22 protein-coding genes are annotated in these 22262 nt (G+C 39.2%); 14 read left to right on the top strand and 8 right to left on the bottom strand.

Features of this window, described 5'->3' with window-relative positions:
• Positions 1-319 precede the first annotated feature (319 nt).
• On the top strand, positions 320-901 hold the full coding sequence (locus tag FW778_RS04140; RefSeq protein ID WP_150413321.1) for a Crp/Fnr family transcriptional regulator: 582 nt from the start codon (positions 320-322) through the stop codon (positions 899-901).
• A gap of 68 nt (positions 902-969) precedes the next feature.
• Positions 970-1413 (top strand): cupin domain-containing protein, encoded by a 444-nt coding sequence (locus FW778_RS04135; RefSeq protein WP_150413320.1) that lies wholly within the window; start codon positions 970-972, stop codon positions 1411-1413.
• A gap of 553 nt (positions 1414-1966) precedes the next feature.
• Here the strand turns inward: FW778_RS04135 and FW778_RS04130 are convergent.
• The gene (locus FW778_RS04130; RefSeq protein ID WP_150413319.1) at positions 1967-2665 is read right to left on the bottom strand and encodes a hypothetical protein; all 699 of its coding nucleotides are present in this window, start codon (positions 2663-2665) and stop codon (positions 1967-1969) included.
• Between the two features lie 528 nt (positions 2666-3193).
• On the opposite strand from FW778_RS04130, the gene FW778_RS04125 reads away from it, so the two are divergent.
• The 3 genes from FW778_RS04125 to FW778_RS04115 all read left to right on the top strand — a co-directional run bounded on the left by FW778_RS04125 (position 3194) and on the right by FW778_RS04115 (position 5232).
• A complete protein-coding gene (locus FW778_RS04125) occupies positions 3194-4039 on the top strand; it encodes a C1 family peptidase (RefSeq protein WP_150413318.1) in 846 nt (281 codons plus the stop codon).
• A gap of 159 nt (positions 4040-4198) precedes the next feature.
• On the top strand, positions 4199-4444 hold the full coding sequence (locus FW778_RS04120) for a hypothetical protein (protein ID WP_150413317.1): 246 nt from the start codon (positions 4199-4201) through the stop codon (positions 4442-4444).
• 242 nt (positions 4445-4686) lie between these two features.
• A complete protein-coding gene (locus FW778_RS04115) occupies positions 4687-5232 on the top strand; it encodes a GNAT family N-acetyltransferase (RefSeq protein ID WP_150413316.1) in 546 nt (181 codons plus the stop codon).
• A 217-nt stretch (positions 5233-5449) separates the two neighbouring features.
• On the opposite strand, the gene FW778_RS04110 is transcribed toward FW778_RS04115, so the two are convergent.
• Together FW778_RS04110 and FW778_RS04105 are read right to left on the bottom strand one after the other, a co-directional pair.
• Positions 5450-6154, bottom strand: coding sequence for a type 1 glutamine amidotransferase domain-containing protein (locus FW778_RS04110; protein WP_150413315.1), 705 nt, complete (start codon positions 6152-6154; stop codon positions 5450-5452).
• A gap of 289 nt (positions 6155-6443) precedes the next feature.
• Positions 6444-6890, bottom strand: coding sequence for a c-type cytochrome (locus FW778_RS04105; RefSeq protein WP_150413314.1), 447 nt, complete (start codon positions 6888-6890; stop codon positions 6444-6446).
• A gap of 253 nt (positions 6891-7143) precedes the next feature.
• On the opposite strand from FW778_RS04105, the gene FW778_RS04100 reads away from it, so the two are divergent.
• Entirely contained in the window at positions 7144-7611 is a 468-nt protein-coding gene (locus tag FW778_RS04100) for a GNAT family N-acetyltransferase (RefSeq protein ID WP_150413313.1), read from the top strand.
• 21 nt (positions 7612-7632) lie between these two features.
• On the opposite strand, the gene FW778_RS04095 is transcribed toward FW778_RS04100, so the two are convergent.
• Both FW778_RS04095 and map read right to left on the bottom strand, forming a co-directional pair.
• Positions 7633-8310, bottom strand: a complete 678-nt coding sequence (locus FW778_RS04095) for a TMEM175 family protein (RefSeq protein WP_150413312.1) — start codon at positions 8308-8310, stop codon at positions 7633-7635.
• Between the two features lie 212 nt (positions 8311-8522).
• A complete protein-coding gene (gene map, locus FW778_RS04090; RefSeq protein WP_150413311.1) occupies positions 8523-9287 on the bottom strand; it encodes a type I methionyl aminopeptidase in 765 nt (254 codons plus the stop codon).
• Positions 9288-9914: 627 nt separating this feature from the next.
• Here map and FW778_RS04085 point away from each other — a divergent pair.
• From FW778_RS04085 to FW778_RS23015, 3 genes are all read left to right on the top strand, one after another.
• Entirely contained in the window at positions 9915-10544 is a 630-nt protein-coding gene (locus tag FW778_RS04085) for a dihydrofolate reductase family protein (protein ID WP_150413310.1), read from the top strand.
• A gap of 356 nt (positions 10545-10900) precedes the next feature.
• Positions 10901-11233: a hypothetical protein gene (locus FW778_RS04080; protein WP_150413309.1), complete on the top strand. Its 333-nt coding sequence runs from the start codon at positions 10901-10903 to the stop codon at positions 11231-11233.
• 41 nt (positions 11234-11274) lie between these two features.
• Complete coding sequence (locus FW778_RS23015; RefSeq protein WP_202552069.1) at positions 11275-11439, top strand: hypothetical protein; 165 nt, start codon at positions 11275-11277, stop codon at positions 11437-11439.
• A gap of 434 nt (positions 11440-11873) precedes the next feature.
• Here FW778_RS23015 and FW778_RS04070 read toward each other — a convergent pair whose 3' ends face one another.
• The gene (locus FW778_RS04070) at positions 11874-13544 is read right to left on the bottom strand and encodes a serine hydrolase (RefSeq protein WP_150413308.1); all 1671 of its coding nucleotides are present in this window, start codon (positions 13542-13544) and stop codon (positions 11874-11876) included.
• A gap of 480 nt (positions 13545-14024) precedes the next feature.
• Between FW778_RS04070 and FW778_RS04065 the strand changes: the two genes are divergently transcribed.
• Both FW778_RS04065 and FW778_RS04060 read left to right on the top strand, forming a co-directional pair.
• Positions 14025-15164, top strand: coding sequence for a fatty acid desaturase family protein (locus tag FW778_RS04065; protein WP_150413307.1), 1140 nt, complete (start codon positions 14025-14027; stop codon positions 15162-15164).
• 272 nt (positions 15165-15436) lie between these two features.
• A complete protein-coding gene (locus tag FW778_RS04060) occupies positions 15437-16225 on the top strand; it encodes an alpha/beta fold hydrolase (RefSeq protein WP_150413306.1) in 789 nt (262 codons plus the stop codon).
• A gap of 92 nt (positions 16226-16317) precedes the next feature.
• Here FW778_RS04060 and FW778_RS04055 read toward each other — a convergent pair whose 3' ends face one another.
• Together FW778_RS04055 and FW778_RS04050 are read right to left on the bottom strand one after the other, a co-directional pair.
• Entirely contained in the window at positions 16318-16893 is a 576-nt protein-coding gene (locus FW778_RS04055; protein ID WP_150413305.1) for a hypothetical protein, read from the bottom strand.
• 1 nt (position 16894) lies between these two features.
• Positions 16895-17539, bottom strand: a complete 645-nt coding sequence (locus FW778_RS04050; RefSeq protein WP_150413304.1) for a hypothetical protein — start codon at positions 17537-17539, stop codon at positions 16895-16897.
• Positions 17540-17810: 271 nt separating this feature from the next.
• On the opposite strand from FW778_RS04050, the gene FW778_RS04045 reads away from it, so the two are divergent.
• The 3 genes from FW778_RS04045 to FW778_RS04035 all read left to right on the top strand — a co-directional run bounded on the left by FW778_RS04045 (position 17811) and on the right by FW778_RS04035 (position 22052).
• Positions 17811-19169 carry a sugar porter family MFS transporter gene (locus FW778_RS04045; RefSeq protein ID WP_150413303.1) on the top strand — a complete coding sequence of 453 codons (1359 nt, stop codon included), beginning with the start codon at positions 17811-17813 and terminating at the stop codon, positions 19167-19169.
• A gap of 58 nt (positions 19170-19227) precedes the next feature.
• Entirely contained in the window at positions 19228-20748 is a 1521-nt protein-coding gene (locus tag FW778_RS04040) for a glycoside hydrolase family 32 protein (RefSeq protein WP_150413302.1), read from the top strand.
• A 257-nt stretch (positions 20749-21005) separates the two neighbouring features.
• On the top strand, positions 21006-22052 hold the full coding sequence (locus tag FW778_RS04035) for a LacI family DNA-binding transcriptional regulator (protein WP_150413301.1): 1047 nt from the start codon (positions 21006-21008) through the stop codon (positions 22050-22052).
• The last annotated feature ends 210 nt before the right edge of the window (positions 22053-22262 follow it).

Raw genomic sequence — 22262 nt, 5'->3', positions numbered from 1 at the left:
CAATAAAAAAAGTCCTTATCTTGCCGCCGTTGTTGGTCTTGTGACCAAAAACACCGCTGTACTTAGTTTCCGCCTCCCCCCATGCTGGCTTGAGTATATTCAAATAAACAAATCCTCTTATCTGGCCATCTTATACAAAGTTTAAATAATTAGGGACTGCTATCCCCAGCTTTCCTTAGCATCCTTCAAACAAAAACACAACTGCTGTAGGTCGCTTTAGGGAGGTTCATGTGCCACAAACCAGGGAGAAGGGCGCAACTTTTAACTTATTGGCACAAAACAGTAATTTTAAACTGCGAGACCAAACCGAAAAAGACATATGGAAGTTTCCCCACTGTTGACACAACTGAAACAGGTATATAAAGTGCCTGATAGAGATTGCGCCAGGCTTATTCAATTATTTGAACCATTAGAGGTAAAAAAAAACGAACACCTTTTTCAATCCGGACAGGTGGCGAGGCATGTTTATTTTATAGAGAAGGGTTGCCTGCGGCAATACTATATTAATAATAACGGTGAAGAGCGTACTATTTATTTTAAGATGGAAGACGGGTGGTGCAGCGAATTGGTAAGTTTCCTGGATAATAAGCCCACAGAATTAAACCTGCAGGCCCTTGAAGATAGTAAACTCCAGATCATCAATCAGAAGAACTGGATATATGCCATAAGCCAGGTTAAATCTTTTACTTTAGGTTTTATAAGGGCACAGCAGGATACGAATTTTATGTTGAAGAAAAGGCTAGCGGAGGCTACTGTTGAAACTCCCGAAGAAAAATATTTGCGGTTTATAAAAGAAGAATCGCCCTTATTGCAACGGATACCGCTCTATCATATTGCAGCCTATTTGTCTATGACGCCTGAGACATTAAGTCGTATCAGAAAAAAAATTGCCGGCAAATAGCTTCTTATCTCAAATCAAGGACTTTGCAGTTTCAACAAGGTAGCTTAGCATCATAAAAAATTTTTATTATGAAAAGAGAAACAATTAAAGCAGGCCAGGTTACTATCGAATTTCTGCTGGAAGCCTCAGACACCAATGGTTCTACAGCCATGTTTGAATTTACAGTACCAGCCGGCGCAAAAGTGCCCATACCGCATTATCATGAGCATTTTGATGAAACTATTTATGGATTAGCAGGCGATATGACTTTTATAGTAGATGGCAAACCTATTGACATTGCGCCGGGTGAAACGTGCTTTATTCCGCGTGGTGCTGTTCACGGGTTCAACAATTTTAAGCAGGAAGATGCCAAAGGACTGGCAGTAATTACCCCGGCATTGATCGGCCCTATCTTCTTTAAAGAAGTGGCTGAAATAGTAAATGCAGGCGGCCCTCCTGATATCGGAAAATTAAAACTGGTAATGGCTAAGCATGGGCTTATTCCTGTAATGCCCCAACTAGAAAATGCATAAACATTGCAGCGGTAACAACCCCCATGCTGGCCTTAGGATGTTTCAATAAGAAAATACTTTTATCGTGGCCATCTCGTACAAGGTTTAAATAATTAGGGATATACTTTGAATATATTTATAGCAGTCCCGGGAATTATTATAGCAAGCAATACGGGCTCATTGAAATTGAATTTTTGTTATAGATTTAATTTTTGTAAGTCCTTAGTTACACTTGTCCCCCGCTGTTCGCGCAAGTATCTTTCCCGCTTCTTCGACTATTAAAAAGTAACGCTGGCGCAGGTTTGGTAGCTGAGCAAAGTGCGCTGGCCATACCTGTGCCATAAAAATAAAACTGCAAACCTTGAAGCAATAACACATATTATCGGGTTAAGCTTGTCCCATTTGGAAGTATAGCAGCAAGCCCATAGTTAATCTGAGGTTCTGACGTAAGAAAATAAGAACTACAGATAATAGGCCAGGACCCAAAAGGTATAATATATGTGGGTATTTCTATATATAAAAAAGGTCCCCGTTTTAATCGGAGACCCTGAGCAATTTATTTCTACAAAAAATGTTATTGAACGGTATTAGCGTCTTCACCTATTATTTCAGTTTGATATACTCCATTATCGAGATGCCTTATGGCATATGCCGTTTGATCCGCACCGTGTTTAACAGCAGTGATATCATAAACGGTAGGGTATTTTGACTTTATTTTGGAAACAACGTCCGCTGGTACATAACTTTCCAACATAGGAAGAGAAGCATAGCCGGGTTGTCCCTGCACATTTTGGCTATTAGTAATCATGCCGGAAGAAGTATTCTGTGAATTTGTATTTGCAGATGAATTCATTTGAGTGCTGTCATTCCTAGAGCTATTCATATTGCTTTGGCTCACGGGGCTGTTATTTACGCTACCGGTACTATCAGTTTTCATAGTTGCAGTGCTGTTGTTTTGCATACTGTTATTTACGCTACCGGTACTATCAGTTTTCATCGTGTGCATAGTTGCGGTGCTGTCGTTTTGCACGCTGTTATTTACGCTACCGGTACTATCGGTTTTCATCGTGTTCATAGCTGCCGTGCTGTCGTTTTGTATACTGTTGTTTACGCTACCGGTACTATCAGTTGCCATGATATTATTGTTAGTCGTTGAATTATTAGTAACCGGAGTTGTATCCCGCATTGCCGGTGTTTTATTCGTGGTATCATTTTGAGCATACCCTGAAAAAAGGCTTCCTAATAAGAATAAGGATAAAATTAAGTGTTTCATAAAATAAAATTTGGTTAACAATTTAATATGCTATTAAAATCAATTGTTATGCCACAACGGTATTATATTTTATGAGCCGGGGGAATGGTTACAGTAAGCTACCGCAAAAAAATGCAAAGGATAACAAGCTTTTGTATATGGTTTGCAAGTCGTTACCATACTCTTTTTTTAAAAGAAATTGAAGTTGTTAAATTCATGTATTTATTGTTTTCCCAGGTAGAATATTTATTGTTTTTGAATATCCCCATTTGGATACCTTCCTTCCGGTACTTCTTCTCAAACCGGGATAAATTCTACACTTTAGTATTTACCAGGCACAATGTGGGAAAACTTGATAAACGTTAAAATCGTTGGAGAAGAAGCATCCCTCTAATTTCCATCTCTCCTCATCTTAAATTTTTTTAAGGACGAATACAATACTCGTCTTGCCCGTTTCGTTTTAAGATTCGATATCCGTTAATGATTTGATATCCGTTAATGAAAACCTGCAAACACCTCGGTAGCGAATAAGAAAAACCAAACCGATCTATGGGACTTAAAAACCTGGCAATACTTCTTTCTTTCCCAATGCTTACAGTGTCTTTTTTGCCAGGTCAGAATGTCTTTAATAATAAAAACAAAACAACTATCAGTGGTTTCTCTAATAACCCCATGAGCATAATTGGTGACTGGGTTGATGCAGGATTAGCTGTTACTGATACCACCAAATTTTATACATCGGCTACTAATTCATTACCGCCTGCCGTAACGCTTGATATGCCCGTGCCCGGCGACCAGGGAAAGCAATCTTCCTGCGGTACATGGGCGGCTGTTTACGGGGCAGGTAGTTATTACATGCACCGTATAACAGGTAAGCCTTATAGTGACAGTGAAAATTTAAGCCCCGCTTTCATATATAACCAGCTGCCTAAGAGCAAATCTGGTGTTACCGCCCTTATTGACAATTTCAAATTATTTAAGACCAAAGGAGCTTGTCCATTAAACTGCATGCCTTATAATGCAAATGATTATTTAACTCAGCCCGACAGTACACAATGCCGCTACGCCGGGAACTATAAAATAAAAGATTGGAAATGGATAGATCCTCATAATCTAATATTATTGAAACGAGCAATATTCGAAAAAAAGCCGGTTATTTTTTCTATCACAACAGATGAAGGATTCGACAAAATAACTCCTCCTTTCATCTGGAAAGACAGATGTGGGCCTTTGGAACAATTACATTCAATGGTAATCTGCGGATATGATGATACCAGGAATTCTTTTTTGGTTATGAATTCATGGGGCACTTCCTGGGGAGACAAAGGTTTTATCTGGATCGATTATCAATTCTTTTTAAAGAATGCTTCAATGGAAGGATACATATTGATTTAGGTTATGAGCTTAATGGGCTCGTCCGTAATAATAGAAAGTGTTACCCTCAAAAGTCTGCCTCTGCGATATATTTTAAAAAAAATACGAGCGAACAATTTATAAAGACAATAAAAGAACATCCCGGCGAAAGCCGCAGAGAATGCCTGCCGGTAAGCAGGGATGTTAAAAACATTTAAAGAAGCAGGGGAGCAAAATAGCAGAAACCATTCATACCAATTTTGGATACAGGATAATCAACCAAAAATAATTTATACGGAAGCATTTGTTGGGCAAAAACCGGAATACATTCATACAACCTGTAATGCAGGCATTGTAGAAAAAGCAGAGGAATATATTATAGGAGTGCCAGAGATTATTATTAGGGCAAACCATGCGGACTTATTAAGATTGAATTTTTGTTTATAGATTTAATATTCATGAATACTTAGTTGCAAACTCAAGAATAGCGTAACTAACGGTTACGAGCACACTAAGTGCAACTGGGGGTTGTATTTGCAAAAGTTTTAAAACTTTCGTTTAATTTTAATGTATTAATAATTGATTTTTTAAAAAAATATACGCGAGTTGGAGGGGTAGAAACTTTGTATATTTTAAAGTTAGCGGCCAGGCAATGATGACCACGATTTCTAACAAGCTAAAATAACAGAATGCTAAATACAACTTTCAAACCTTTTCCTGTTTTAACAACGAAAAGGCTTACGCTTAGACAATTGGTAACTGATGACGAACAAGCAATTTTCACGCTACGTTCTGATACTGAAATAAATAAATTTCTTGACAGAAAAATAGCTGGTACTCTTGATGACGCAAGGCAATTTATAAATGCTGTTAATGATAATATTGATAAAAATGTCTCTATATATTGGGCAATAACTTATAGTGGCGAAAGCGACTTGGTTGGCACAATTTGTCTTTTCGGCTTTTCAGATGAAATTGAGCAATGTGAGATCGGTTATGAACTTTTGACAAACTTTCAAAGACAAGGAATAATGCAGGAGGCTGCAGACAAAGTTATTGATTACGCATTCAATACAATTGGAGTCCAAAAAATTGAGGCTTTCTTTCATAAAGATAATCAGCGTTCCATAAAATTATTGGAGGGATTCTCTTTCAGGAATTCGAATGTACCTGATAAGACAGATCCTGATGTGATATGCTATTATTTAAATAATCCAAATGATAAGGGTAAATAAAAATTAAATATAATAGAAAAGTGTTCGTGAGACGAACCCGGGCATGGGATGATTTTGGGAAGGCATAAGTACGCTTGGGTAAGTAAAGCGCAAAAATGTAACTGCAGTATTTCAACACATCAATTATGAAGCTTCAGAAAGAGCCATCTGCCGGCACAAGAACGCCCGGCAAAGCCCAGGCTGTAAACTTTGAGCTATTGCACGGGCGTTGTAGTCATTAAACCGGTTTGCCAGAAACCTTGTTATTTTTTAAAACTGCAAGCAAATGTTTGGCAGCTTCTTCGGAGGAGGCCGGATTTTGTCCGGTAATCAATAACCCATCCTGCAATACATACGAGGCCCAATCTTCTTTTTTTGAATAAATACCACCCTTGCCTTTCAATTCGTCTTCCAGTAAAAAGGGCACTACATTGGTTAGTTGAACAGCTTCTTCTTCTGTATTGGTAAACCCTGTTACCTTTTTACCTTTTACAAGGGGCACTCCATTTTCATCTTTTACATTCAGTAAAGCTGAAGGTGCGTGACAAACAGCGGCCACAGGTTTATTATTTTTCCAGAAGGTTTCAATCAACCGGATTGAGTCTGCATCAGTGGCAAGATCCCACAATGGGCCATGTCCGCCGGGATAAAATACAGCATCATAATCTCCTGCTGAAATTTCTGATAGCTTTTTTGTGTTTGCCAATAATTGTTGCAATTCTTTATCCTTTTCAAAACGCCGGGTGGCATCCGTCTGGCTGGCGGGTTCAGCGCTTTTTGGATCGATAGGTGGTTGCCCGCCTTTGGGTGAAGCTATTGTAATAGTTGCGCCTGCATCCTTAAATGTATAATAAGGAGCCGCAAACTCTTCTATCCAAAAACCGGTTTTGTGCCCGGTATTCCCTAATTCGCTATGCGATGTTAAAACCATTAATATTTTCATTGTTTATTTTTATGCACAGGTAAAAGTTTTCATTTAGTTTCCCCCGTGTCTTTGTGTGAATGATAATTTAGACAATTAAAGCAGGCACATAAATCGTACCCATTTTAAAATTGTTACTATTGGAATAGTAACATCACTAATTTTAAACTATTGCCTTGATTGGGTAGCACACGAAACAATAAAAGCTTCAGTTTCGTGTCTCATGACACCTGGACATAGGCATCCTCGTTAATCTACAACACTCAACATAACGCCCAGGCATAAAGGAAAACGGTAAAGCACAAAAGTTTTATTGCGGCCACTTATCTACTTTGTTTTTTACAGGCTTTATGCTGCGGAGGTAAGCGTAAATGGCTTTGAGGTCACCATCAGTAAGGTTACACAAAATAGTCCATGGCATGATGGTGTTATACCTGCCCGGCGCATAAGCATATGTTTTCGGATCGCGGTAGCTTTTAAACTTAGCAAGAAACATTTCCTGTGACCAGGCCCCGATGCCTGTAGCGCTGTCAGGTGTTATGTTCGCTGAATTTACCGTAAAGTTATCACGTTTAAAAAGTGAACCCCCAGCGAGATACATATCATTTTTAAAATCCAATATTTTTCGATCGACCTGTGTATGGCATCCGTTGCAATGGCCTGCACTTACGAGATAAGCGCCCGTTTTTATTTTATCATTTGCAGCAGGCAAGGGTATTTTATCTGCTGTATGGTTGGCCACCATAAATGATGACAAGGGGCTTCATAGATCAGGCAACTTATTTGCTGCATTTTATTGCAGTGTAAAAAGTTTTGTAGTGGCAGTTAAAAAGAAAAGATATACAAAAAAGTCCGGCCTGTGTAAATTATTTTTGTTGGGGCGCAGAATTTAAATTATTCAAGGTTCATGTCTCACAAATCGGAATAGAAAAATGTTTCGTGAAATCCGAACCGAAGGTGGCTTGTAAAGCAATAAATAATAAAACAGAACAAAGAAAACTGAAAAGAAAATGACTGAACATTCTTTTGGAGATTTTTTTATTACAACTGACAAAACTAAAATGGACGTGGTGGCTATTCACGACTTTCTATCAAAGCATTCAGGATGGAGCGACAATATTCCTTTTGAAAGGGTAAAACTTTCTATTGAAAACTCACTAAACTTCGGACTATTTCATAAGGGCAAACAAATCGGGTTTGCAAGAGTGATCTCTGATTTTTCAACTATTGCCTATTTAGGTGACATTTATGTTTTAGACAATTATCGCGGGCAAGGGCTTTCAAAAAAACTAATGGCAGCCGTAATGGGTCATCCTGACTTACAAGGATTACGACGTTGGATTTTGCTTACTTCAACAGCAGATTGGCTGTATGAAAAGTATGGCTTTATTAAATTGCCAAAACCAGAATTGTATATGGAGCTTTTTGATCCGAATGTTTATAAAACAAGCAAAGAAACAACTGAAAAAATAGATTGAAAAAGGATACCATCTGCATAGTCAATCACGTCTTTTGATTTGACGCGATTTTCTTGATTTTTTTTGTTTTCTTTTTTGGAGTTTTATTGCAAATTCCTTCGGGAAAGCAAATACACAAAACAATATTACATAAAGAACGATTGCTGCCGGAATAGAAATGAAACAAACAATAAAAGCAACAAGTGTATAGATGATGCTATAGCCGTACGTTAGTTTGATGAAATGAAAAAGCTCCCTGTTACCGCCTATAAGAAATTTATTGTATGAATAAGCACAGAGCCAATACGAGGCCACTGCAATCATAAAATAATTGAAGCCAAAAATGGCTACGGCAAATTTGCCATCCGTTTTTAAAAATTCGGCAAGCAGTGCAGTTGGGAAGGGAGTGAATGTAATCATTAGTAATACGAAACCATTCACCCAGGGAAGTTTGCTATCGGTTTTTGTTATGTAGGTAAATACGTGATGATGATTTATCCAACAGATGAGGATGGTTAGAAAGCCAATTAAAAATGCAAGAAATGGTTCCCAATGATGAAGGCAAAATTGAAGTAAACTTTCTCCAACCTGAACATGCAGCATCTGTATCAATTCCAACACTAAAAGAGTAATGGCAATTGCAAACACTGCATCGCTGAATGCTTCCAGCCTGGCTGTCTCATTCAGCCTGGTTTCTTCTTGCCCATTTGCATTGCTCATGTTTTCTGATGCTTTGTTGCGCTGTAGCTAACGTCAGGACTTCCGGTATGTTGGAATTATGCTGTTCAGCCCTAAGGTGAGCTCATTGAAAAACCATTGATGAAGATATAAACAAAAGCGGAACATTGAAAGTCTGAAAGATTGTTACTGATAGCCCACAAAGTAGGGTTTTGCAGGCTTTTGTCTTTGATTGTTATTTAAATTTAGATTATTTAATTCCATATTTCATTCATTTCTGTCAACACAATTGGTTCGCCATCAGTAACAACAATAGTATGTTCATGTTGTGCCATAAAACCGCCGTTATTGCCAACCATCGTCCAGCCGTCATTTAGAGTATTAGCATAGGTTGACGTTGTTGAGATAAATGTTTCAATGGCCACTACAGAATTCTTCTTAAATCTTGTTTGGTTAAATCTATCTCTGTAATTAGCTATTTCACCAGGTTCTTCATGAAGGCTTCTTCCTATTCCGTGGCCGGTTAAATTTTTAATAACTCTATAACCTCTTTTTTTAGCCTCAGCTTCAATTAAGAACCCAATGTCAGCAATGCGAACCCCACCTTTTATATTATATATTGCTTTATATAAAATTTGTTTTGATGCCTCAATCAATTTTTGGTGCTGGTGTACATCCGGTCCCAGGACAAATGAGCCTCCGTTGTCCGACCAAAAGCCATTTAATTCTGCTGACACGTCGATATTAATTAAATCACCTTCGTTAAGTATTCTTTTGTGAGATGGTATACCATGACAAAATTCATTATTAACACTTATGCAGGTATACCCGGGAAAACCGTACGTTAAATTAGGTGCTGATGTAGCTCCCATGTCGTTAAGGATTTGTGCGCCATAGTTGTCTAATTCCTTTGTGGTCATGCCCGGCCTGGCAAACTTCCTCATTTCTTTTAAAGTGAGCGCAACAGCTTCGCTTGCTTTTGTCATTCCCATTAATTCTGACTCTTTTGTAATTGACATATTGCTCTTTTATTTAGTAAAGTATTTTTTGTCTTATAACCCGGGCTCATCACTAGCGTACAGGTAGGGAATTTTAATATTCGCCCGCAGGGAAGCGCAGCCTGGCCTTTGATAAAGTTAAATAATAAGAATTAAAGCCTCATCTTATTAGTGTAACCCGAACCGCAGTACAACAGATTTACCCCTGCCGATTGCTCCAATGGTTGTATGATCATCGTAACCTGGTTTGTTCGGGTAATCCGAAAATTATCGCTCATTCCAGGTATTACTTGATAGTTTTTTTGATAAAAGGCGAATAGTATTTATGAGTAACCAGGAAGAGATATTCGTTATGAAAGGATATTCATCGTTTGTATATAATGGCATCTATATTTTTCATCCAGGCTAACGGTATGGGCTGAACGATATTAATTTTCAGCACGGCAGGCTTTATCGTGAGTCAGAAAATGCTATATCGACAATTCCATCTGTTTACGCGGTTTATCAATACTTGTCGTATCCGGCCGCTTAGATTGTCGCGTTTTCAGTACAATAGCACGATAATTATTGCCGAGATTTGTATCTTAAGAAAACGGATGGTGAAGAAATTTTTTAAACCTACCTGCGGGTAAGCAGGGCATAAATAACATGAGAAAAATAATTGTCTTATCTATGATTACTTTGGATGGCGTGATGCAGGCACCCGGCGGCCCTAAGGAAGATACATCAGGCGGTTTTAAATATGGCGGCTGGACTGAACCTTATGGTGACGAAGTTTATGGTAAGGTGGTGCAGGAAGAACTGCAACCAGCAGATTATCTTTTGGGCAAAAAAACATTTGAGATTTGGGCCGGTTACTGGCCAGAACATGGAGACTTTTGGCCAGGTATTAATGCAGGCACAAAATATGTGTTCTCCAAAAATCTGAAAAAATCGGACCCGTTAGTTACGGGGTGGAAAAACTCGGTAGTAATAAAGAGCGTGTCTGACATCAAAAAACTTAAAAGTCTGCCAGCCGGCAAACAAAGTTCAAAAAGCGCTGACATCCAGGTTTGGGGTAGCAGCAAGCTCATTCAGTTGCTGCTTAAGAATGACCTTGTAGACGAACTCAGGCTGAAGATTCACCCCTTGACTTTGGGCAAGGGAAAAAAGCTTTTTGCGAATGGAACCATTCCGGCAGCATTTACATTAACAGAGAGTATTGTTACACCGGGTGGTGTTATTATTGCCAGTTACAAGCGGGCCGGCAAAGTTAAGACGGGTACTATTGAAGTTTAAACCTGAAAGCGCCAGGGGCAATACTAGCGGCGTTCTAAAGCGCCTACCTAAAGATTTACTCACAATAAAGCGGGATACAGGGGCAATAACTTCCTGGCGGAAAGTACGAACTCTAAAGTGAGCCTCCTATGTACGTGATTCCCAATTTACACGTAGATTATTAAATAGTTCGGGACTGCTGTCCCATACCGCAGCCGGTCTATTCTGATAGTCTTTTTATGTTGTAGCGGAAAACCAGCTATTGCATAACCGTAGCCCATTTCTCAGAAATACTTTTTTATTATGCCTATAGGTATTAAGCAGGTACTTTGATAAGCGGTTTGGAGTTTCGCGAACGTTTATATATTTTCATATTAATGAAATTGCCGGCTATTATAATATTGTTATCTATTTTATTTTATACCGCTGAACTGGTAAAAATACCGTTAGCAATTGGCAGTAGGCATAACGATAAAACAATGTGTTGTAAGGTAAAAATGAAATGCCATAAAAAAAACAACAATAAACCGGTTACCACCTGCGACGGAAGTAATTGCCTCAATTGCCCGTTAGGCAATTTTTTTACATGTCATTCTATAAGTAATACCAGTGTCCCTGTAGCTCAACATAACAGGGAATTTGTTTCCTTAAAAGCAAACGTATTGCCAGGTGTTGGCAAGGAAGTATGGCGGCCCCCGGTTGTTGCTTAACCGGTAAGAGAAACAATATTCATTCACTCAAAAAATACATCATGAAAAAGATATGGTTGTTGGCCATTGCAGGTAGTTTATCGCTTGCATCAATGGCTGCGCCTTCTGGGCATGGCAAACAAAAGAGCTGTAAAAATTGCACTCAAAAAGTTTGCACTCCTGCGTGTTCGGATAAAGCAGGCTGCGCTAAGTTGGGTTGCAAATAAGTTAAATAGTATTTAGATACCAGGCCCCCTTAATTGGGGGCTTTTTAGGAATATCAAGGCCCGCTGCACAAATCAGTTTGCCGGAGCCAGACGGGGTGCCTTTCACCCGAAGCGCAAAAAAAAAGCTAGCAGAAAAAGCAGCCGACTTTGGTATTGATATCGTGTGGCACTCCATTACATTAAATACATGTGTGCATGAAGTCGCTCCTTAACCCCAGGCTTGAGTAACGGAATTTAAATATACGGCTTATATCACCAAAAATTTATGCAACTAGTTATATTCATTTTTTTTTCACTCGGGTTTTAATTGTTGAGGACTAACGGCCAGGGGTAGGAGTAGATGATTTTAAAATGAAGCCAATAAATAAGGCAACGTCCTTAAAAAAGGACGTTGCTGATAAAATAAATCTTATAAAATCTTCATCTTTATCCTGTTATTTATTCAACACTAAAATGCGTTGGCTTGAGCCTGCAGTAGTTTGGAGTCGGCAGCTATACGTGCCCCCCGGCAATCCTAAAGACTGAAGTGTTATTTGTTTCATCATTCCTTCCCGCATGTTCCCTGAAAAGAGTTGCTTAACCAATCTGCCATTCAGATCATACAACTGCAAATTCACCATTCCGCTTTGCGCTACTTTAAATTGTATCGTTACCTGGCTGGTAAACGGGTTGGGGAAAACTGTGAAAGTTCCTTCCTCCTTTATTCTTTTTTGTTCATCGCCGTTAACTGCACTGATGTTTTTTGTTGCAGGTGGTTGCTGTGCGCATGAACCAAGGCACGCACCCTTTTTGATCAGCTCAGGCGCTGCCTGTCTTGCGACACATATATCATTTCCTTTGTAGCAAAGAAGTATTTTCCATTCTTTGCGGTTATCGTTGCCGCACAAGAAATTCGGCAATGCTTCATACAATTTTTTAGCAATTGCGTAAGGATCACAACCAAAATAATTCGTTAGGATAGAAATGGTCATCTTCCGATCAGGCTGATATGCCATTAGCGCTTTGTAACCGGGAGCAATACCATTATGCATAACAAAGGAATCAGTAGCGCTTATTTTCTTATTGGTCCATAGTCCATAGCCGAGAAAATCGCCCCCATCGTCAGGTGTTGGAGAAATTGATTTCAACATAGTATCCAGGATGTCCTGGCTGGTAGCTCTTCCGCCAAAAAGTGAATTGCCCCATTCTGCCATGTCTGCGGCATTAGTAACAATTCCGCCGCCACTAAAAGCAAGAGATACAATGGCAGTAGAAGGGAAGCGGCTGATATTTGTGTAAGCATCGGGAAATGTTGGCTGACCGGTTAATTGAAAAATAGGATTGAACGGACTAAGATTATCATGAGGAGCTACCAATACACCATGACCATCCTGCGGCTCTCTTCCTCCCAAATACATTGAGGAGAGACCCAGCGGAGTAAAAAATCGTTCCCTGTAATACTGCTCAATTGGCTTGTGAGTCACCGTTTCAATAATAGCCCCCAGCATAATGTAATTGGTACTGCTATACCTGCGTTCTGCACCGGGCGTATTAATCTGGTGACAAAAACTGATGGTTTCAAATGCAGTCCATACATGGGTGGGCTGAAATGCGACAGCGACCTGCAACATGTATTCATCTGTATAGTCTGAATAACCACTTTCATGTGCCAGCAACTGGCGAATCGTCACATTCGGGTTAAGCCCCGGGTTGATTAGCTGCATGGGGATAAAGTTACTAACGGGGTCATCGAGCCTAAAGAATCCTTCTTTTGCCAATTCAAGCACCAGTGGTGCAGTAAATGTTTTTGTAACACTATACATACGGGAAAGCATACCCGTAGTAAAAAGAGTACCACCGGGCAACAGGTTGTTTTGTTCATCGACGTTGCGGGCCGCATAACCCGTTGCGCCTTGCCACAGGGCAAGGCCATCTGCTTTTATAGCTACAGACATTCCACCAACAAATGGGTTGGCGGGGTTATTCTGAAAACTATCAATTATATGTTGCAATCTTAATTGCACAGCAGGAGAAAACCCCTGGGCAAGAATTGCAGAAGTAACGATCAATTGTGAAATGACCAGCAAACACAAATGCTGCAGCCATTTTGATGTAATGATTTTCATGATAAATAATTTAAAATGTAATAAAACGTAGCTATGCCTGACAGTTATTTGATCTTAATAGGGACAGCAATGAATATTTCTTTCCTGTGGCAGGGAATTATAAAACATCCCCCTATATTTTAATTGAGGAATGGGAGATAAAAACCCTGTGAAATTATAATGGAAACTAACCCTCTAAAATGACAAGAATCATTAAACTAACTGATAACAATCATTGAAAAAGGTGAGAAGAGATTTTTCAGGACCTGGTGAGCAAGCTAAACAATAAGCATATTTATATTACATAAAATATTCGTTGTAGAACGTTTGATGTTGGGAACTATTAAGAAGATTACAATTTAAAGCCGTCTTATTAAATCTGGCAGGACGAAACGTTATTCCTCACGGCTCGAAATTGCTTTTTATCATCTTACTTTCTGATCATAATCATTCCCAAAATGTTGTCTTCTCGATAATTTTATGCTATGTAATTAAAGGTGTATGAAAACTATGAAATTTATTGGCAGTGATGCCCGGCAAAAGGAATTTGCGCTCGCTGTAAGAAAAAATGTTAACGATTATTTCAGGGACAATGGAATTTCCATAAAGGGCAATGCAAGGCTGGTAATACAGACAATTGTAATGCTATCACTTTATATTATTCCTTTTGTATTACTGTTTGTAGTGCCGATGAATGCGTGGTTAGCCCTACTGATGGTGGCTTTAATTGGTGCAGGTATGGCCGGGATTGGAATGTGCGTAATGCATGACGCAGTTCACGGATCTTATTCGCAAAAAGAATGGGTTAACAAACTCCTGGGTGGAACTATGTATCTATTAGGGAGTAATGTATTCAACTGGAAAATACAACATAATTTCCTGCACCATGCCTATACCAATGTTGAAGGATACGACCAGGATATAGCTTCAAAAGGCCCGATCCGCTTGTCTCAGTATGCACCCCTCAAAAAGATCCACCGGTATCAATACATTCATGCTTTCTTTTTCTATGGATTGATGACTATTTCTAAATTAATCAATGATTTTACGCAACTGCTGGAATTTAACAAGGTGGGCATTACCAGTAAATACAATGTTAATCCTGTTGCTGAATACCTTAAAATGGTAATTGTAAAAATCCTTTATTTATTTGTTTTCATTGGACTTCCTGTTCTATTTACGCCTTTCAGCTGGTTGCAGGTTTTGCTTGGCTTTTTTGTGATGCATTGGGTGGCCGGGTGTATTTTAAGTACCGTTTTCCAGATGGCACACGTAGTGGAAGGTGCGGAGCAGATGTTGCCAAATGCAGAAGGCATTATTGACAGGGAATGGGCGGTTCACGAATTACGTACTACCTCAGATTTTGCAAGAAACAATGCTTTCCTTGAGTATTATGTTGGAGGATTGAATTTCCAGATTGAACATCATTTATTTCCAAATATCAGCCACATCCATTACAGAAAGATTGCTCCCATAGTTGAAAAAACGGCAAAAGAATTCGGCTTTATTTATAATTTAAAACCGTCTTTCCTGAATGCATTTTATTCACACATTCACCGGCTGAAAGAATTAGGACAGCCTATTAACGAAGTACTCCGTGAGAAGATGAATGCGACCAATAAACCATTACACATTACATAGAAGCCGGCACATTAAAAAGCAATGCGATCTTTTTATGTTTGGAGTGTATGGCAAAGCGGCATCTATAAAAAATCACATAAAGAACCTGCAAACTTTGTAATGGCGAAGTAGCATCTTATATTAGTATTGACAATTATTGAAAGCCTGGAAACCTGTAGCCAACCCGAAAAGAAAAATAAACTGCCATAATATTGCTTATTCAATATTCCAGGTCGATTTTTGCACCCGGCAATAACACGTAAAGGATTAATTTAACTACAACAACAATAACAATGAACGACAGTTTGCAATTCAACAGTGGTTACTCTGAAGTGAATGGCCTTACTATGTATTATGAAATATATGGATCCGGGAAGCCGCTGGTGCTCATTCACGGAGGCGGTTCAACCATACAAACCACCTTTGGCAATATAATACCGGAACTTGCAAAGCATCGCCAGGTTATCGCCATGGAATTGCAGGCTCACGGGCGTACCAATGATCGCCCTGCCTATCTTTCTTTCGAACAGGATGCAGACGATGTGGCCAAACTCTGCAAAAACCTGCACATAGCAAAAGCAGATTTTTTGGGGTTTAGTAACGGTGGACAAACCACTATAGAGATCGCCCTTCGTTACCCGGCCTTAATCAATAAAATAATTATTGCATCGGCATTTTATAAACTAAGTGCAGTGGTTCCTCAATTCTGGGATGGATTTAACCATGCTACGCTGTACCATATGCCGCAGGTTTTAAGAGAAGCCTATTTACAGGTTACTAATAATGATGAAGCGGGACTTCTGAACATGTTCAACAGGGATGTGCAAAGGATGAAGACATTTAGGGGCTGGAGTGACGACCAAATAAAATCCATTAAAGCGCCTGCTTTGATTATTAATGGCACCAAAGACGTGGGCAGTGTTGAACATGCAGTGGAAATGTATCGTACTATTTCAAATAGTGAACTAGCCATTTTCCCGGGCGGCCATGGAACTTATTTAGGTTCCATAGAATCTTTAGAAGAAGGGAAAATGCCAGCGTTCAATGCAATTAATTTGATTGAAGAGTTCCTGGATAAATAGAAAAGAATAACCAGTCGAAATTATTGAGCTTTTTGGCGGTTGCCAACACTGGAAGCGGGAAATATGAAAGGGCCACGCCTATAACTTTATATTTAAAAGTTTAATCCGTTTTCACCAACTTCAAAATCGAATCGGCCTTTTGTAATAAGAACAGAGTCACCGATTTTCCCGTCAAATAGCCCGGATAGCTTAAGATACCTGTAATCCGGGGATGCTAAGTTTTCACTTATTGAAACAAAATATAAACTGGCAATTCCCGAAATACTTTTTGACGAACTTTCCCTCAGAATGACCGGTATCGAATTTGCGAACCTGTGCCCATTGAAAGTCAGGAAATCGTTCTTGGTAAATGTAGCAGGAACCGGCAACAGGAAAGAAATGTTATCATAAGCTGCAGACCTGTTCGGCAAATCGTTGGGATATAGCGGCCATGTGAATTTCAATGTATCAATTGAATTGCCGGTAGAATCTTTCTGCAACAAAGGATAATACAGACCTATATTCCTGAATGGACTTCCATTTATATAACTTGTTGCAATATTATAACCCCGGGAGGTAAACCTGCTTAACCCCTTGTCATCAGGATCAGCATAAAAATTCCAGGAATGGCATGTGGTTAAAAAAAACAACGGTATAAACGAAAGATGGAGGCGATTAAAATATTTCATTTTATAATTTTTTATAAAAAAGGTTATATCCAAAAGTGAGCTGTACAGGCGCTGTTTGATCGTAAGATAAAACATAACGGTCACCGGGCCCTGCCGAAGAAGGGCTTTGTAAGCGAAGCATAATAAACATATCCTGTTTTCTTTTATGAAAATTATACACACCTGCAATGGCAGCATACACACCCGAAAAATCTTTGGCCACATCGGGGTTCAGCACTTCATAATTTACTTTATCATAGTTCCGGTAGCTAATGGCGAAGTATTCATCACAAATGCCCAGGGAAAGATTTAGTGTTAGCTGGTTATTCTTTTTATTGGTATAAAGTCTTATCGCTCCACCAATACCCATGGAAAAGGCTGAGGGCCTTACCTTTTCTGTTAACACCACGTGTTCGGGCAATTGAGCATTTGCGGTGTATGCGTCTGCGTGAGTGAGCCGGTTAAATCCAATTTCGTTAGTCGCCTCAATAAAAAAGCCCGAATGCTTAAAGAGCTTCCAACGAAAAGTGACAGGAGCTGCATAAAAAGTTTTTTTATTATTAAGGTCTTTAGATATTCCTGCAGACACGGCAAAAAACGGTTGGGCATTTATGGAAGGAGCAAAGAATATAAGCAAAATGAAAATGCCGGTAACAAGTAATTTCATAAGCAGCAAAAAATAGTTTTGGATGAAAATCAAATTTATTGATGTTTAATTCCAAAAACGAACCGGTCAGTGAAAACTTTTTAACATACCGGTTGATAACAGCGGACGATTCAATAAAAAAGTCGGGTACAGGTAATTCATTGAGGGCCGTTTACCTATAATCCTGTGAAATATCAATGATATAACAGTGAGCATTACCCGATACATGGAAAAAAGCCCTGGTGAAATACTCAAACGGATTGTATATCTTAGACTTTCAAAATTGCCTGGTATGAACAGAAAACTGCTTTTATGGAGCATAGTAGTTGCTCTCGGAGGATTTTTATTTGGTTTTGATACGGCCGTAATTTCCGGGGCCGAACAGGATATAAAAAGGATTTGGCAATTAAGTGATGTACTACATGGAATAGCCATAGCCATCGCTCTTTACGGCACTGTAATAGGCGCACTCTTTGGCGGAATTCCCGCTACTAAATTTGGTAGAAAGAAAACCCTCCTCTGGATCGGGATATTTTATTTAATCTCTGCATTTGGCTCTGCGCTTGCTCCGGGAGTTTATATTTTTATGGTCTTCCGCGTTTTAGGGGGATTGGCAATTGGCGCCTCTTCCGTGGTAGCACCAATGTATATCACGGAAATTGCCCCGGCTAAAAACAGGGGAAAATTAGTTGCTACCTTCCAGTTCAATATTGTTTTTGGAATTTTAGTAGCCTATCTTTCGAATTATCTTTTACAAGGGGTTGGAGGCGATGAAAGCTGGCGTTTGATGTTAGGCGTTGTAGCTATTCCCGCTTTAATATATTGTATTCTTGTTTTCTTCGTTCCTGAGAGCCCACGGTGGTTAATGGTACACAGGGGCGACTATGATACTGCCCGCAAAACTTTGGAAATAAGTGACCCCGAGGGTGTAGATGAGGCGATTCTTGCGCTGCACAAACAAATTGAAGAAGAACAGCAGAAGGAGAGTCTATCAGCGTTTTTATCCAAGAGATTTAGCGTTCCCATTTTCCTGGCAATCCTTATTGCATTCTTTAACCAGCTGTCAGGCATAAACGCAGTTATTTATTTCGCGCCAAGGGTATTTGAACTTGCGGGAATTGGCAAGCAGGCAGCCTTTCTCCAAAGCGCCGGCATCGGCCTGGTAAACCTGGTTTTTACCATGGCAGGCTTATATCTTATTGACAGGATTGGCAGGAAGAAACTGATGTTAATAGGTTCTGTTGGATACATTATTTCATTAGCCTCCGTTGCGTATGCATTTTATTCAGGGCATGCAGGTGGTATGGTGGTTCCTCTATTGCTTTTTGTATTTATAGCTTCTCATGCAATCGGGCAAGGCGCGGTTATCTGGGTATTTATTTCGGAGATATTTCCCAATAGCGTTCGGGCATATGGGCAGTCGCTTGGTTGCACCACGCATTGGGTTTTGGCATCAATAATAACAACAATTTTTCCAATAATGGCAGCAAGATTTGGTGCGGCACCCATCTTCCTGTTCTTTGCGTTGATGATGGTGTTACAATTATTATGGGTAATTTTTAAAATGCCCGAAACCAAAGGTGTACCGTTGGAAGAGCTGGAAGCGAAACTTATGAAAGCAAAAAATCCATCGCATATGCCAGCAGTTTAATTAAAGATGTGCGCAATTAAATAATTTGTTTTTCCACCGTTTCAAATATAAAATTCTGATGAAGCGAATCAGTTTAATTTTTCTTACAGCATTTATAAATATCCTGTTTGCATCTACCGGTAGAGCACAAGATGTTTATCATGAAATGTACAGGCCTCAAATCCATTTTTCACCCAAAGAAAAATGGGTAAACGACCCGAATGGGATGGTGTATTACAAAGGCGTTTATCATTTATTTTTTCAATATTATCCTGATAGCACCGTGTGGGGACCCATGCATTGGGGGCATGCAACCAGTACAGATTTAATACATTGGAAGCAGCAACCTATTGCATTATATCCCGATAGCCTGGGGTATATTTTTTCAGGAAGCGCAGTGGTAGATAAAAGCAATACTTCGGGTTTGGGGCAAAACGGGCATGCTCCGCTAATAGCCATCTTTACAAGTCATGATCCAATTGGAGAAAAAGCGCATAGAAATAATTACCAAAACCAGAGCATTGCTTACAGTAATGACGATGGAAAGACATGGAAAAAATATAATCATAACCCGGTATTAAAAAATCCTGGTATTACCGATTTTCGTGATCCAAAGGTGATGTGGTATGAGCCCGGTAAAAAATGGATAATGACCTTAGCAACAAAGGACAGGGTAACGTTTTATTCCTCGCCTGATTTATTAAACTGGAAAAAAGAAAGTGAATTTGGAGAGCATATCGGTGCACATGGCGGCGTATGGGAATGCCCCGATTTATTTGCACTGGACGATAATGGTAAAACGGTTTGGATACTTATTGTAAATATAAATCCGGGAGCGCCCAACCTTGGTTCGGGCGCTCAATATTTCGTGGGTTCTTTTGATGGTAATAAATTTACTACGTCCAATAACAACACAAAATGGCTGGATTATGGCCCCGATGATTATGCCGGAATCACCTGGTCAAATACAGGCAGCCGAAAAATATTTTTAGGGTGGATGAGTAACTGGTTATATGCGAATGTTGTTCCTACCGTTAGATGGCGAAATGCAATGACAATACCACGGGAATTAAAATTGAGACATGTAGGTAAAGACATTTTGGTAGTTTCTGAGCCGGTGAAAGAATTGAATATAATTCAACAACATCCAATAACGGTCAGCAACATTGTTGTAGATAAGAATTTGGATCTACATCAAAAAACAGGTGCCGTAAAATTTCCCTGCAGACTTAACTTAAGTATGGATACTGTAGAAGATTTTTCTGTGGTCCTGTCTAATGATATGGGAGAACAATTAATGATTGGCTACAATAAAAGCGACACCCAATTTTTTATTGACAGAACTAAATCAGGTAAAAGAAGTTTTCAAAAAGATTTCGCTGCCAGAGATGTTGCACCGCGTTTCATTAAAAATAATGGCATGAATCTATCGTTGATTATAGATGTAAGCTCGGTTGAATTATTTGCCGATGACGGACTAACGGTTATGACTGAAATATTTTTCCCCTCTAAATCTTATGATAAGATTACCCTACATGCAAAAGAAAAACTCATCATTAAGAAATTGAGTTACGCAAACCTGCAAAGTATTTGGAAGTAGCTGTTCTTTTCAGTTTTATGGGCGGGCACTCGTTTAAAAATAAAAGATTTCTGGTGCAAATGATCTAAACAGCCTCAACGAAAGCTATTTACGCAAACGTTTTCGGAAATAGTTTCCGGCAATTTAATTCGAGGTCCAATAGAATCATCGACCGCTAAAAGCCTTATCAGCATAGCATTTGGTAGCGCCGGCCCGTGATGCCTGCAACTTATTTCTGCTTCTATTTTGCGGATAGAAAACCGGTAAAGAAATAAATCATGATTAAGTTTTGTACCTTCAATCATCGATTGCTTATGAGTGTGGATATTAAAATGCTAGCCAAAAATCTCAATTTATCTATCAGCACAATTTCCCGTGCCTTAAGAGATAGCTATGAGATAAGTGATGTAACGAAAACCAGGGTGAGGGAAATGGCTGAGAAATTAAATTACCATCCTAACCCTTATGCTAGCAGCCTGCGAAAGCATAAAAGTATGACCATTGCAGTGGTAATTCCGGAAATCACCAATAACTTTTTTGCATTAGCTATCAATGGAATTGAATACGTGGCGCAGGAAAAAAACTATCACGTACTCATTTATCTTACTCACGAAAATATTAAGAAAGAAATAGGATTCGCCAATCACCTGCAAAATGGCAGGGTCGACGGGATTATGATTTCTCTTTCATCGGAGACAAATAATTACGATCACCTGATTGAACTTAAAAGTAAAGGTGTACCTATCGTTTTTTTTGACAGGATATGCGAATCTATTGAAAGCAGCTACATTACCACTGACGATTATGAAAGCGGCTTTGCAGCTACTGAGCACCTTATTAGTTGCGGCTGTAAAAAAATTGCATACCTGGATTTGTCCAGGTATTTATCGATCTCCAATAAAAGAATGTTAGGGTATATGTCTGCCCTGGAGAAACATCATATTAGTATAGATGAGCGGCTGGTAATGCGTTTTACCAATAATAATGCAGAAAATGAAGAATTAATTTCGAAGATGCTTACAGGGCCAAACAGGCCTGACGGTATTTTTGCTTCAGTTGAAAAGCTGGCTATTGCCAGTTATAATGTGTGTGAAAGACTTAAAATAAAAATACCTGAGCAATTAAAAATTATCAGTTTTTCCAATTTGGAAATATCGTCCCTGCTGAGTCCCAGTCTTACCACTATTACCCAGCCTGCATACGAGATTGGAAAGCAGGCTGCCTTGCAATTATTCCGTTACCTGGAAAAGAAAAATATGATGAATGTTCACGAAAAAATCATCTTAAAATCTACGCTTATTCCGAGGGGAAGTACAAGGGCGTAGTTTTTCCCTTGCTGTTGATTATATCTATTGTTTGCCCCAAACGCAGTACAGGCACGTTTCCGAAAACGTTTCCGTAAATAAAGATCTGTGGGAGCAATCGAATCCGGGAATTTTGATCCAAATTCATGCAAAAGATTAAAAATTCAGGTTTACAACAGTAATCAATTTCAATTCATCGACGATTGTTTGGCATTTTCCATTAATCGGGCT

The sequence above is a fragment of the Ginsengibacter hankyongi genome (genome assembly GCF_008710285.1).
GTDB classification, from domain to species: domain Bacteria; phylum Bacteroidota; class Bacteroidia; order Chitinophagales; family Chitinophagaceae; genus Ginsengibacter; species Ginsengibacter hankyongi.
The sequence above is the reverse complement of the archived record's forward strand: the minus strand, read 5'-3'. Positions and strand labels throughout refer to the sequence as shown.

Bases quoted from the DNA above. Each gene is read 5' to 3' on its own strand.
- FW778_RS04035 (WP_150413301.1), top strand. From the start codon at position 21,006: ATGATTAAGTTTTGTACCTTCAATCATCGATTGCTTATGAGTGTGGAT.
- FW778_RS04140 (WP_150413321.1), top strand. From the start codon at position 320: ATGGAAGTTTCCCCACTGTTGACACAACTGAAACAGGTATATAAAGTG.
- FW778_RS04080 (WP_150413309.1), top strand. From the start codon at position 10,901: ATGAAATTGCCGGCTATTATAATATTGTTATCTATTTTATTTTATACC.
- FW778_RS04135 (WP_150413320.1), top strand. From the start codon at position 970: ATGAAAAGAGAAACAATTAAAGCAGGCCAGGTTACTATCGAATTTCTG.
- FW778_RS04065 (WP_150413307.1), top strand. From the start codon at position 14,025: ATGAAAACTATGAAATTTATTGGCAGTGATGCCCGGCAAAAGGAATTT.
- FW778_RS04120 (WP_150413317.1), top strand. From the start codon at position 4,199: ATGTTAAAAACATTTAAAGAAGCAGGGGAGCAAAATAGCAGAAACCAT.
- FW778_RS23015 (WP_202552069.1), top strand. From the start codon at position 11,275: ATGAAAAAGATATGGTTGTTGGCCATTGCAGGTAGTTTATCGCTTGCA.
- FW778_RS04070 (WP_150413308.1), bottom strand. From the start codon at position 13,544: ATGAAAATCATTACATCAAAATGGCTGCAGCATTTGTGTTTGCTGGTC.
- FW778_RS04055 (WP_150413305.1), bottom strand. From the start codon at position 16,893: ATGAAATATTTTAATCGCCTCCATCTTTCGTTTATACCGTTGTTTTTT.
- FW778_RS04050 (WP_150413304.1), bottom strand. From the start codon at position 17,539: ATGAAATTACTTGTTACCGGCATTTTCATTTTGCTTATATTCTTTGCT.
- FW778_RS04110 (WP_150413315.1), bottom strand. From the start codon at position 6,154: ATGAAAATATTAATGGTTTTAACATCGCATAGCGAATTAGGGAATACC.
- FW778_RS04095 (WP_150413312.1), bottom strand. From the start codon at position 8,310: ATGAGCAATGCAAATGGGCAAGAAGAAACCAGGCTGAATGAGACAGCC.
- map (WP_150413311.1), bottom strand. From the start codon at position 9,287: ATGTCAATTACAAAAGAGTCAGAATTAATGGGAATGACAAAAGCAAGC.
- FW778_RS04060 (WP_150413306.1), top strand. From the start codon at position 15,437: ATGAACGACAGTTTGCAATTCAACAGTGGTTACTCTGAAGTGAATGGC.
- FW778_RS04040 (WP_150413302.1), top strand. From the start codon at position 19,228: ATGAAGCGAATCAGTTTAATTTTTCTTACAGCATTTATAAATATCCTG.
- FW778_RS04100 (WP_150413313.1), top strand. From the start codon at position 7,144: ATGACTGAACATTCTTTTGGAGATTTTTTTATTACAACTGACAAAACT.
- FW778_RS04125 (WP_150413318.1), top strand. From the start codon at position 3,194: ATGGGACTTAAAAACCTGGCAATACTTCTTTCTTTCCCAATGCTTACA.
- FW778_RS04115 (WP_150413316.1), top strand. From the start codon at position 4,687: ATGCTAAATACAACTTTCAAACCTTTTCCTGTTTTAACAACGAAAAGG.
- FW778_RS04130 (WP_150413319.1), bottom strand. From the start codon at position 2,665: ATGAAACACTTAATTTTATCCTTATTCTTATTAGGAAGCCTTTTTTCA.
- FW778_RS04085 (WP_150413310.1), top strand. From the start codon at position 9,915: ATGAGAAAAATAATTGTCTTATCTATGATTACTTTGGATGGCGTGATG.
- FW778_RS04045 (WP_150413303.1), top strand. From the start codon at position 17,811: ATGAACAGAAAACTGCTTTTATGGAGCATAGTAGTTGCTCTCGGAGGA.